Annotated in this window: 11 protein-coding genes; all 11 read left to right on the top strand. The window is 50.9% G+C overall.

Annotation, left to right across the window (positions count from 1 at the left end; genetic code table 11):
• Positions 1-18 precede the first annotated feature (18 nt).
• On the top strand, positions 19-525 hold the full coding sequence (locus B4O97_RS02885; protein ID WP_158084121.1) for a tripartite tricarboxylate transporter TctB family protein: 507 nt from the start codon (positions 19-21) through the stop codon (positions 523-525).
• A 15-nt stretch (positions 526-540) separates the two neighbouring features.
• Positions 541-2,046: a tripartite tricarboxylate transporter permease gene (locus B4O97_RS02880; RefSeq protein ID WP_083048130.1), complete on the top strand. Its 1,506-nt coding sequence runs from the start codon at positions 541-543 to the stop codon at positions 2,044-2,046.
• 385 nt (positions 2,047-2,431) lie between these two features.
• On the top strand, positions 2,432-3,592 hold the full coding sequence (locus tag B4O97_RS02875; protein ID WP_083048128.1) for an iron-containing alcohol dehydrogenase: 1,161 nt from the start codon (positions 2,432-2,434) through the stop codon (positions 3,590-3,592).
• A 13-nt stretch (positions 3,593-3,605) separates the two neighbouring features.
• On the top strand, positions 3,606-4,502 hold the full coding sequence (locus B4O97_RS02870; protein ID WP_083048126.1) for a dihydrodipicolinate synthase family protein: 897 nt from the start codon (positions 3,606-3,608) through the stop codon (positions 4,500-4,502).
• Positions 4,503-4,526: 24 nt separating this feature from the next.
• A complete protein-coding gene (locus B4O97_RS02865) occupies positions 4,527-6,149 on the top strand; it encodes an ABC transporter substrate-binding protein (RefSeq protein WP_083048124.1) in 1,623 nt (540 codons plus the stop codon).
• A 69-nt stretch (positions 6,150-6,218) separates the two neighbouring features.
• Entirely contained in the window at positions 6,219-7,175 is a 957-nt protein-coding gene (locus B4O97_RS02860; protein ID WP_083048122.1) for an ABC transporter permease, read from the top strand.
• Positions 7,175-8,128 (top strand): ABC transporter permease, encoded by a 954-nt coding sequence (locus B4O97_RS02855; RefSeq protein ID WP_083048120.1) that lies wholly within the window; start codon positions 7,175-7,177, stop codon positions 8,126-8,128. The genes B4O97_RS02860 and B4O97_RS02855 overlap by 1 nt, the downstream gene beginning before the upstream one ends.
• A gap of 32 nt (positions 8,129-8,160) precedes the next feature.
• Positions 8,161-9,159, top strand: coding sequence for an ABC transporter ATP-binding protein (locus B4O97_RS02850; RefSeq protein WP_096348833.1), 999 nt, complete (start codon positions 8,161-8,163; stop codon positions 9,157-9,159).
• A complete protein-coding gene (locus tag B4O97_RS02845; protein ID WP_083048118.1) occupies positions 9,159-10,181 on the top strand; it encodes an ABC transporter ATP-binding protein in 1,023 nt (340 codons plus the stop codon). Before B4O97_RS02850 ends, B4O97_RS02845 begins: the two co-directional genes overlap by 1 nt.
• Before the next feature lie 66 nt (positions 10,182-10,247).
• Entirely contained in the window at positions 10,248-11,519 is a 1,272-nt protein-coding gene (locus B4O97_RS02840; protein ID WP_083048116.1) for a nickel-dependent lactate racemase family protein, read from the top strand.
• A 186-nt stretch (positions 11,520-11,705) separates the two neighbouring features.
• A complete protein-coding gene (locus B4O97_RS02835; protein ID WP_083048114.1) occupies positions 11,706-12,713 on the top strand; it encodes a TRAP transporter substrate-binding protein in 1,008 nt (335 codons plus the stop codon).
• The last annotated feature ends 17 nt before the right edge of the window (positions 12,714-12,730 follow it).

Below are 12,730 nucleotides of genomic sequence, written 5' to 3'. Positions count from 1 at the left end.
TCCATAAGGAGGAAGGTTTTGACCTATCGAACCAACATTGTGGCAGGCAGTTCCTTGTCCATTTTTTCTGTACTCTATCTGTATTTTTCTTTTGATATCGTGCCTTTTCTTGGATTGGGGGCCACTCCTCTGGATGCCACATTCATTCCGAGATTTTGGGGTATCTGTCTTCTGGCGTTGAGCCTCAGTCTCTTATTGCGAGGGTTCAGGGGCAGGAGGATTGCTATAAAAGAGGGCATGGATATTTCAACAGAAAAACTGACCTTAAGAGATTTCTATAACCGAAATTACGAAGTGATTCTGACCTTTGTCGGTCTAGGGGTATATACCGCTTTATTGGGATATGTCGGTTTCACGATAATGTCGATTCTTTTTATCTTCTTTTTATCAGTATTACTTACACCTCCAGGTAAGAGGAATTACAGGACCGCAGCGATTATTGCGATCGTTTCTTCTGTGGTGATCGATTTTCTCTTTGTAAGATTGTTATCTGTTCTTCTGCCCAGGGGCATTCTCGGATTCTAAAGGAGGAGACGTCAAATGTATTCTGCGTTTATAGAAGGATTGACGAACGTCGCCTTCAATCCGTTTATCCTGTTATTGATTTTTTCCGGAGTCGGGGTGGGTATTGTTTTCGGATCTGTTCCGGGACTTACTGCCACGATGTCGATAGTGATGTTTCTTCCCATGACCTATACGATGACCCCCATACAGGGAATTTCAACCCTTGTGGCCCTGTATATAGGCGGTATTTCGGGAGGCCTTATCTCGGCTATTCTGCTCAATATTCCGGGTACACCTTCGTCTGTTGCGACCTGCTTTGACGGGGCACCCATGGCGAAGAATGGTATGGCCGGCAAAGCCCTTGGTACAGGAATTGTTTTTTCCTTCTTCGGCACCCTGATCGGAATCGGGATTCTGGTGTTTATGGCCCCGAAGGTTGCGAGTTTTGCACTGAAATTCGGAGCATATGAATATTGTGCGCTGGCAATCTTCTCCCTTTCCCTTGTAATAGCATTAACGGGTGATGATATTGTAAAAGGTCTTATCAGCGCCATTCTCGGCTGCATGTTCGCCACTATAGGGCTATCGCCGATAGACTCCAGAGCCCGTTTTACCTTCGGATCTGTTAACCTGACTGCGGGATTCAAGCTGCTGGTTTTTCTGATCGGTCTCTTTGCAATAACCGAAGTGGTAAAATATGCAGAACAGGTACGTAACAATAACGAAGCGGAAGTAAATGAGGATTTCAAAATCAGAGGATTCGGTTTTTCCTTGAAGGAATTCTTCTCCCAGTGGTTCAACACGATACGTTCAGCCCTGATCGGCGTTGGTATCGGGATTCTGCCCGGGATCGGCGGTGGTCCGGCCTGTATGATTTCGTACACGGTCGCGAAAAACAGCTCCAAACATTCGGACAAGTTCGGTACTGGTATAATGGATGGTGTTGTGGCATCGGAATCGGCGAATAATGCGAGTATTGGGGGTGCCATGATTCCACTGTTGTCCCTGGGAATTCCCGGTGATGCAGTTACTGCCATGCTGCTCGGCGGTCTCATGGTTCATGATATCGCACCGGGACCGCTCATTTTCGACAGGAACGGACCGGTGGTATATGGCATTTTTGTCGCGATGGTCATAGCTGCCGTAGCCATGCTTATTCTCGAGTTCGGGGGAATGAGGGTATTTATACGGATCCTGAAAATTCCCAAGCAGTACCTGTTTCCTCTGATAGTGATTCTTTGTTGTGTCGGTGCCATCGGCGACAGTAACAGTATTTTCGACGTCTGGGGTGTCCTCCTGTTCGGGCTTGTCGGGTACGGTCTTATCAAGGCCGGGGTTCCGTTGACGCCAATGATCCTCGGTTTCATACTCGGGCCCATGTTCGAGATGAATCTTAGAAAATCGTCTCAGCTGTTTGCCATGGATGCTTTTTCTCTCTTCTCACGGCCAATAGCACTTGTTTTTCTTGCCATTACAGCGGTTACCGTTACCCTTAACATCCGGGCAACCCTGAAGCGCGAGATTGCCGTTTTGCCCGAGTAGGCTGCAAACCTGATCAGCATACAGCCGCCCCTTGAATGTATACCAGTTCATTCAAGGGGTTTTTTAGAATGATGCTGTAAAAGCTGTAGAGAATATCACCGCTAATAGATAAATCCTCACCAATTACATGTTTCATCACTGAAGATCGTTTTCCGGCTTTACAATTCCTCCCCTGCAACAATCCTCATTGCTGAATGTATGTCTACGTAACTTATTTTCTTGAAAGATTTTATATATCTCCATTGCACATCATGTAAAATATATGATCAATCGGGTAATCCGGGTTCAGGGATTATGGATACTTGGCACTAAACCTGCACTATGTGTGTATATAGTCCCTTTGACTGAAAAGTGCAGAGTTTAACTAAGAGTGAGGTAAAGCAGCGTGAAAGGCTTTTCTTTTTCAGCTCCAAAAAACGTATTCTTTGGGGAGGGTGAACTCAAACGCGTTCCGGAAATCCTTCTTTCCATATTGAATCCCGAAAAAAGCGGAACAGTTCTTGTCTTGACGGATTCCGGTTTCGGCAAAACCGGTATTCCCTCATCCCTTGCAAAGAGTATTGCAGATGCAGGTTTCAGGACCGAACTTGCCGACTCGGTTCCTCCGGAGCCATATTCCGAAGATATCGAGACCCTGGCCTCATCCCTGGGCAGCAGGAATATCTGCTGTATCGTCGGTCTGGGCGGCGGCAGCGTACTGGATACCGCCAAGTTTCTTTCGATTCTGCTGAAGTGGGGAGGTACCGTCGCTACCCTTATGGAGTCCGGTGCTCCCGGGGCGGGGCTGCCTTGTGTTATGGTTCCAACAACAGCCGGCACCGGATCGGAATCGACACCCAATGCGATTGTCGCTTTAAAGGAAAAACAGCTCAAGGTAGGGGTGGTCAGTCCCTTCTTCATGCCGGATTATGTGGTGCTCGATCCCGCCGTGACCAGAACCCTTCCTCCTGCACTTACTGCATCGACCGGTGTTGATGCCTATTGCCATGTTCTTGAGTGCTATATCTCCAACAAAGCCAATCCCCACAGCGACATGGTCGCGCTGGAGGGGATTCGCCTTATCGACGGAGCGATCCGTGAAGCCTGCAGGAACGGTGATAATATGCAGGCCCGGGCGGATATGCTGCTGGGATCTTTCTATGGAGGAATGGCCATTGCCTCTTCCGGAACGACCGCCGTCCACGCTCTGTCCTACCCCCTGGGCGGCCGCTACCGGATTCCCCATGGTGTTTCCAATGCCATTCTGCTGGTACCGGTCATCGAGTTCAACAAGACCGCGGTCCGGGACAAGCTTCTGAAGGTTGCCGGGACAGTCGGCATTGAACCAGGTGCTGATCCTTCCTCTACAGTGGACAGATATATCGAGCATCTTCGTAAAATGATGCGGGAGATTAAAATCCCCTCCAGTATGGCCGAGTTCGGCATAAAACCGGATAAAATCCCCGAACTATCGGAAGCGGCTTTTCAGGTCAAACGTCTTTTAAACAATAATCCGAAAGAGATGAGCATTAAAGATATTGAAGCACTCTATGAGAGTATACGTTAAAGGAGAACAGTTAATGAGTATTTCGACCTTTGTAGCCCTGGTTACGGCCTTCCGGGAAGACGAATCCGTCAATTTCGAAAAGATCAGGGATGAGGCCCGCCGGCAGATAGCAGCCGGAAACGACATATTCGCCTGCGGCACCAACGGAGATTTTTCCAGCCTTACTTTCGATGAAAAGGTAAAAGTCGTGGAATCCTGTGCTGCCGTTACGCAGGGGAAAAACCGGCTGATTGCGAATGCGGGCTGCCCGTCAACCCACGAAACAATTCTCCTGGCCAGGGAGTTTGCCCGGATCGGGGTTGAGGCCGTCGCCGCCATTACCCCATATTTCATCTCCTGTACCCAGGAAGGGCTCTACCGTCATTACTCGCGGATAGCTGATTCCCTTCCGGTTCCCGTGTTCATTTACGAGATCCCTGCGCGGACGGGAAACTCGATAGATGTGGACACCGTCGCCCGACTGGCAAAACATCCGAACGTAAAGGGAGTCAAGGATTCCAGCGGAAAAAAGGAACGCCTGGATGCTCTGGCCCAGGTAGTGGCGGAAAACCCGGGATTTGAACTCTACGCCGGAACCGATTCACTTATCCTCTATGGACTGCGGAAGGGTGCTTCCGGATGTGTATCCGGTCTGGCGAATGTGATTCCATCCTGGATCCGTAATGTGGCGGACAGCTTTGAATCGGGCGACGCCGAAGCGGCCGATGCCGCCCAGGAAAGGGTCAACCGGTTCAGGGAAGCCCTCTATGCTCCGGGATATCCCCCCGCCATGGTCAAGCGTATCCTCTACCTGCTTGACAGGGAGGTTGGAAACAACCGGCTGCCATCCCTTGTTCCATCGACTGAAGTAGATGCGGCATTGAACGAGGTTATTGACAATTTTGGTCTTGAGCGTGCCTGGCATGCTTAAAAATATCCAATAAGGAGAACAAAGATGAAAAGATGTATCTTGATCCTTTTGTTCGGACTCGCACTGACGGGTCTTGTATTTGCAGGCGGACAGGGAGATGCCGCTGCTGAAGAAGCAGGGCAGGTCCTGAATATTGCCCATCCGGTGCTGCAGCAGAACTGGTCGCCCCTGCAGGGAGGAGGACACTCCGCCCGCTGGCAGTCCCTCTGGTGGGCAGCCCCCATGTACTTCGACAAGGACGGGAATATCACCCCCTATGTTCTTTCCAGCGCAGAGTCGGATTCCTCGTACAAAACCTGGACACTGAAAATGAATCCCGATGCGGTCTTCTCCGACGGCTCAGCCATAACCGTGGAAGATGTTGTGGGAACCTGGAACCTGTGTGCCCGTCCGGATACCAAGCATGCCCGAATTGACCTCTTTCTCAGCGGGGTCAAGGGCTTTGACGACGTAAAGCTTGGCAAAGCTGACGACATGACCGGGCTTGCTGTTAAAGATGCCAAGACCATTGTGGTTACACTGTCTTCTCCCGATCCTATTTTCGATCAGAAGATCTCGACAGCCCTGATTCCTCCGGTAAAGATTTCCCAGGCTGAGGATGCTTCCGGTCGGGAAAAATCTGAATGGTGGCATCCGGACAACGGAGTAGTTGTATCCGGTCCCTTCATGCCGGAATCCATGGATCTTGATCAGGGAATTATTGTGATGGTTCCGAATCCCAACTTCTTTGGTCCTGCACCGAAGCTCGACAAGATCGTAATTAAAACCGTTTCCGACGCAAGTACGGCTACCCTTATGCTGAAACGCGGAGAAATGGATGCCCACACCGAGCTGATTACTCCCACGATTATCCAGGATCTTGGCCCCGGCTTTCTTGGCGGACCTCCTCTTGCCAAGGGCCAGCAGTTCTGGCTGGATGCGCATAAGCCTCCCATGGACGACATCAACGTGCGCAAGGCACTGATCATGTCGGTCAACAAGGAAGAGCTTGCCCTTGCAGCCTTCCCGGACGGACCTTTTACCCCGGCTACCCAGATCCTGAACAAGGTTCCCGGTGTAGATCCTGATTATCCCGAGTATCCCTTTGATCCGGAGGCTGCCAAAGCTGCTCTTGCCGCATCCAAATACGGCAGTGCTGCAAAACTGCCAAAAATCATGTTTGTAGGAATTAGTACTCCCACTCATGAAGCGGCAGCGCAGTACATAGCCGAACAGTGGAGAAGCATCCTCGGTATTCAGGGCGTGGAAATGAAACCCGCCATCGAGACCTACTCCGGTCCCGACCAGAAAAGTGTACAGATCTTTCGTGACGATGTCGGGACCCGTGTTCCCGATGCCGTTTCCTATCTGATGGGTTCTATTTATTCCGGTTCGGGAAATGCAACCGTCAAGATGGGGGGATACAAAAATCCCAAAATTGATTCTCTTCTGGAAGAGGCATCCGGAAAGGGAGTTAAAGATCCCGCAAGAATCGAACTTGCCCGGGAAGCTCAGCGGATCTTCCGGGACGAATGGAACTACATTCCCTATTACTATGATGTCATGTCCAAATGGGCCATGCCCTGGGTTATGAACTTCGACAAGAACGATGACTGGCAGGTTATCGAGCCCTGGAATGTGAGTATTGACGAGTCAATGAAGCCGTAACAGGCTCCGTATGGTACCGGGTTGCCCTGGCAGCCCGGTGCTTTATTAAACCCCGTATAAGGAACTGAAATGGGACGCTATATATTGAATAGGCTGCTCCGCTGGATTCCATCGGTGCTGTTTATACTTTTGCTTATTTACGCCCTTGTTTTTTTCGGCGCCGGGGACCCGATTAAACTGATTTTTCTTCGTGCCCCCGGAGATGTCGCCTACGATGAAGCTCGCGTTGAAGCCATACGTGAATCCGCCGGCCTTAATCGACCCTTCCTGGTACAGTTCGGTGGTTATGTCTGGAATATTCTACACGGAAATTTCGGAAACTCCCTGGTTTCCGGCCGTTCGGTAAACTCGATGCTCAAGGCCGCTGTTCCGGTAACCTTTCAGATAGGACTGTCGGCGATCTTTCTTCTATCATTAATAGGAATACTTCTCGGAGTTATTGCAGCTCTGAACCAAAATAAACTGGTGGATAACATAATCGTCGGGTTCGCTCTTATGGTCTGGGGGGTGCCGGTCTTTGTCGCCGGTCCTCTTCTGATTGTTTTTCTCGTTCTGGTTATGGGAATGGATGTACCCTACGGCTGGGAGGGGCTCTTCAGTCCACAGGTTATTGTGCCGCTCCTTGTACTGGGACTCAATCCCATGGCCCTGATTATCCGACAGGCGCGGGCGGGGGTACTGGAAGTCCTGAGTGAAGATTACGTTCGCACCGCCAGGGCCAAGGGCCTTCCGCGGCATATCGTGGTTTTTCGTCATATACTTCGCCCGGTAATGACCCCCGTGGTTAGCCAGATCGGGCTCCTGGTAATTGCGACCCTGAACAACTCCATTCTTATTGAAAAGGTATTCGGACTTCCCGGTCTGGGCCGTTTGACAGAAACTGCAATAAAATCCTCGGACTATCCGGTGATCCTGGCTATTGTCTTTATTTTTTCCGCCGTAGTCATGGCTTCGAATCTGCTGGTGGATATAGCCTATCCTCTGCTTGATCCCAGGGCTGCCGCCAAAAAAACAGGAGATGAGTAATGGAAGATAAAGCTCTTGTGCTTGAGCAGGAAGAAAAACAGTACAACCTTCTGAAAGATGCTTTTGATCGCCTTGTTGCCAATAAACTTGCAATAATCGGTCTCGCCATCGTTTTTCTTCTGTTTTTCATTGCACTCTTCGGTCCGTATATTACACCCTACGATTTTCTGTCCCAGGACCTTCAGGCCAGGAATCAGGCTCCTTCGTGGCAGCACTGGTTTGGTACCGATGATCTTGGCAGGGATATATTGAGTCGGGTTATTTACGGTGCTCGTACTGCAGTAATCGTGGCTTTTTCAACGACCATATTGAGTCTGATTATCGGATTGATTATGGGATCAATTGCCGGGTATTTCGGCGGGAAGGTTGATTCCTTCATAAGCTGGCTTATCGACGTTACCATGTCGATCCCTTCGTTGCTGCTGGTTATTGTAATCAACGTGTCCCTTAAGCCGCGGCTGGTAAACTGGATGGATGCACAGTTTCTTCTGACGGGAAACGAATTCTTCCGTCAGACCATCTGGGCCGATTTTGTCCTGGTGTTCGGTTCTCTCGCACTTATCAAATGGCCCAAGGCTGCTCGTATAATACGGGGGCAGGTTCTGTCTATCCGAAACAAGAATTACGTTCTGGCCGCCAGGGCCCTCGGTGTTCCTACCTCAAAGCTCGTGCGCAAGTACGTGGTACCCAATGCCCTTGGACCGATTATCGTGTTTGTGAGTGCCTCACTGGGAGAGGCCATGGTCTTCGAATCCTCCTTCAGCTTCCTCGGTGTAGGTGTCCGCCCTCCCATACCAAGCTGGGGAAACATGATTTCCGATGGACTGCGGGTATGGCAGTTATATCCCCACATTCTGGCTGCTCCCGCCATTGTACTGGCTGTCGTAATTATTGCATTCAGTTTTCTTGGGGATGGATTGAATGACGCCCTGAACCCGCGGCAATGGAAGTAACAGAATGATCAGACAGAGAAAGGGGGATACCAGTGGCTAAACTGCTGGAAGTTGAGAACCTGCAGACACGATTTAAAGCCAGAAACGGTTTTGTGTATGCAGTAAACGGTGTCTCTTTTACCCTTGATAAGGGAGAGATGCTGGGGGTGGTCGGTGAGTCCGGATGCGGCAAGAGTGTATCCATGATGAGCCTTATTAAACTGCTCCCCCCGTCCGCAGAAATTACGAACGGTCGTGTCGTTCTGGACGGAAAAGATATCAGCAAGGCAAATACAACGGAAATGAACAGAATACGGGGTTCGAAGGTGGGGATGATTTTTCAGGATCCCATGACATCGCTGAATCCCTTTATGAAAATCGGAAAACAGCTTTGCGAAGGTCTTATGTATCATAAAAGTATTAAAAAAACCGAGGCTATGCAACGAGCGGCAAAATACCTTGAACTGGTTGGTATTTCCAACGCCGAGCATCGCCTCTACGAGTACCCGCATCAGCTTTCCGGCGGTATGCGGCAGCGCGTTATGATCGCCATGGCGCTTTTGGGGGAACCATCCCTGGTTATCGCCGATGAACCAACGACGGCACTGGATGTAACCATACAGGCCCAGATCGTAGAGCTGGTCAAGGATCTGCGGGAGAAGATGAATACATCCATTATCTGGATTACCCATGACCTCAGCCTCCTTGCCGGAATGGTTGACCGGATAATGGTCATGTATTCAGGTTTCGTTGTAGAAGAGGCAAAGCTCGATGATATTTACAAGGACCCCCGGCATCCATACACCCTGGGACTCCTGAAATCAATACCCAGCCTCAAGACTGAAGCGGGCAGCCGACTGCCTTCCATAGGCGGAGCTCCTCCGAATCTTTTTGTAAAACCGACGGGCTGTCCTTTTGCGCCACGCTGTTCCTTCAAAAAGGAGATCTGCGCGAAACAGGTTCCGCCTCTGGAAATAATCCCCGGGGCGGAGTCGGGATCGCGGCACAGGATTGCCTGCTGGGTTGATATTAAAACCGGGGAGGTGCGGTAATGGCTGAAACAGAAAGCCGACAGCCGATAATGCGGGTTAAAAACCTGGTAAAAGAGTTTCCAGTCAAAATCGGTGCCTTTGGTGAAAAATCGGCAATCGTGCATGCCATAGATGGAGTTTCCTTCGATATTTACCGGGGAGAAACCCTCGGACTGGTGGGTGAGTCGGGCTGCGGGAAATCTACAACCGGCTTTACCCTGCTGCAGCTGTATCGGCCTACCTCCGGAACAGTTGAATATGACGGAGTCGATCTATCCAAACTCAAGGAAAAGGAACTCCGGAGCGTACGTAAGAACGTGCAGATCGTCTTTCAGGACCCTTATTCCACCTTGAATCCTCGTATGACTATCGGTGAAGCCCTGGCAGAACCCATGCGGGTACACAAGATCTGCTCAGAGAAGGAAATCCAGCCAAAAGTCGCTCAGCTGATCCGGGATGTGGGTCTGAGTCCGAATGTCGCCAACCGCTATCCCCACGAGTTTTCCGGGGGGCAGCGACAGCGTATCTGTATAGCCAGGGCTCTGGCCAGTGATCCTGAGTTTATTGTATGCGATGAGCCGATTTCTGCTCTCGATGTGTCCATTCAGGCCCAGATAATAAATCTGCTGATGGACATTCAGGAAAAATATAATCTTACCTACCTGTTTATTGCCCATGACCTGGCGGTTGTACGGCATATAAGCGATCGTGTCGCGGTTATGTATCTGGGTAAACTCATGGAGATCGCTGACAAGAAGGAGATTTTCGATAATCCATTGCATCCCTACACCACGGCCCTGCTTTCTGCAGTCCCGGAAGCTGACCCCGACATCGAGCGAAGCAGAAAGAGGATTATTCTGAAAGGAGATGTCTCAAATGCAATAGATCCGCCTTCCGGGTGCCGATTTCACACGCGCTGCAGATTTGCGGCGGAGGAGTGCAAAAAGCGTGTACCTGAACTGGTGGATAAAGGAAAGGGGCATATGGTTGCATGTATTCGACTGGATGCCATACAATCTGAACAGGCGGGTACTACTGAGTAGATTCTGCCCGTAAGGGCCCGCGAAAGCGGGCCTCTTTTTTATGCTTATCCCCTCAGGAGGTACAAAATGAAAACCAGGCATGTAAGTCTTCCCTACGGCGATACGGAGGTCGGTGTAGATATCCCTGAAGAAAACATCATCGGGGTCTATTCCCCGGAGGAGGTGCCTCCCGTTTCCGATATCCGCCGGGAAGTCCGGCGGGCTCTGGAAAACCCCATCGGATCCGGAAGGCTGGATGAGCTGGCCAGGGGGAAAAAGAGGGTAGTCATTGTAGCCGACGACAACACCCGTCTTACCCCTGCTGATCTGATTCTGCCTCCTGTTCTGGATGCCTTGAATGCCGCGGGTGTCCCGGACGGCGCGATTACCCTGATTATTGCCCTGGGGACCCACCGCTTCATGACGGACGAGGAGATCCTTAAGAAATTCGGTCCCGAGGTTGTACGCCGCATTACAATCAGGAACCATCCCTTCAGGGACCTTGATAGTCTTGTGGATCTTGGGACGACGGAAAATGGTACGAAAATCATGATAAACCGGGAGGTCTGTGAAGCGGATTTCGTAATCGGTGTCGGCAGCATCGTTCCCCACCATATTCCAGGCTTTGCCGGGGGCTCAAAGATTATACAGCCGGGAGTGTCCGGTGAGGATACCACAGCAGAGACCCATCTGCTGTCCGTCCGGGCCCCGCGCTCCTACCTGGGGGTCCTCGAGAACCCCGTACGCAGGGAGCTCGATTCCATAGCCAGAAAAGTCGGTCTGAATATCATATTCAATACCGTCCTGAATCGCTACGGCGAGGTGGTGGAAGCTTTTTTCGGTGATGTGGAGGCCGCGTTTCGAAAGGGTGTGGAGCGGTCAAAAAAGGTCTTTTCCGTCAACATCCCGCAAGCCGCGGATATTGTTGTTTCCAGTTCCCATCCCTGCGACATAGAGTTCTGGCAGGCCCACAAGACCCTGTATCCCTCGGACCTGGCGGTTAAGGAAAAGGGTATCATCATTATCGTTACCCCCTGTTACGAAGGTGTGGCCATGACCCATGATGATATTCTGGAAGTAACCGGAGAATCCTCAGGCAGACTCCGTGAAATGGTGGAGAGGGGAGAGGTCAGGGACAAGGTCGCTGCTGCCCTGGCTATCGCCTGGGCCCAGGTAAAGGAACGGGAGACTGTCTTTATTGTTTCCCACGGAATCGATAAGGAAACGGCGGATAAACTCGGGTTTATCCATTTCTCCTCTGTGCAGGAGGCCCTGGACGAAGCTTTGAAACGCAAAGGATCCTCTTCGGGTATTACCGTCCTGACTCATGCCGCTGATATGCTGCCTGTTCTGGACTGAAAAGCAGGATGCCGTGAAACTATTCACTTTGTATAATGCTTTTTGCGGATTGTTTTTTTGTATTCGAAATTTCTCGGATATTTGTTCCAGAAAATATCAGATTGTTTACCTAAAAAGATTGCGGTTTTGAATTTTGGCGATTACAATTAAGCATATTTATTTTGGACAATCCGTAAAGGAGGTTGTATGAAGAAGTTTTTAATTGTGTCCCTTGTGCTGATCATCGGATTCGGGACCCTGTTCGCCGGGGCCCAGGGAGAAGCCGGTGCCGAGCGACCCATCCGCCTGGTGGGTGCCACCCACCTTCCTGCCGACTATGTGTTCTACAGGATGATGGAGGTTTTCGCCGAAAAGGTTAAAGAATACTACGATGGTCCCATCGAAATTGAGGTACACCACTCCGGTGATCTTGGTCAGGAGAAGGACTTTGTAGAGTTCATGATCGAAGGTATCTCCGTCGATTTCGCCATTGCCGCTCCCTCCTGGGCCGCTACCTGGGACAAGAGGGTCTCCTTTATGGATCCTCCCTTCCTGTTCAAGGACCTGGACCACTGGGACAGAGCCCTCAGTGAAGATGCCTTTGCCCCTATAAAAGAGGACCTGATCAAGAAGGGGCTGCGCATCGTTGGATACGGCGGCGGCGGTACCCGGAACCTGATTCTGAACCAGCCTGTAAAGGGAACTGAGGACTTTCCCAATATCCTGCTTCGTGTAATGGGATCTCCCATTCAGGCAAATGTTTTCAACGCAGTCGGATTCAAGGCCACTCCTCTGGATTATCTCGAGGTCTATAACGGAATCAAAACCGGTGTAGTTGACGGTCTCGAGAATGAGTCGGCGGCACTGCGCTCCATGAAATTCTACGAGGTAGCCCCGAATATCGTGCTTACCCGGCATGCTATTACCGTACGGCCCCTTTTCTTCAGCGAAAAGCGCTTCCAGAGTTTCCCGAAGGAGCTCCAGGACGCCATTCTGAAGGCAGGAGAAGAGGCCGCTGCCTGGCACCGTGCTACGGAAACCCGGGAAGACGCCGAGGCCCTGAAAGAGATGGAAGCCGAAGGCAAGATCAAGCTGATCGAACTTCCTCCGGAGGACCTGGCCAGGATGCAGGCTGCTGCACGGCCGGCTCTTGAAGCTTTCGCCAAGGAAATCGGCGCTGAAGAGATCCTTGCGAATGTAGACAGCATGCGCTGACCCCCAGGGTCGGCCTG

This window comes from Marispirochaeta aestuarii (assembly GCF_002087085.1).
Classification (GTDB): Bacteria; Spirochaetota; Spirochaetia; order JC444; family Marispirochaetaceae; genus Marispirochaeta; species Marispirochaeta aestuarii.
Note: the sequence above shows the minus strand (reverse complement) of the source record. Positions and strands in the feature narration are given on the sequence as shown.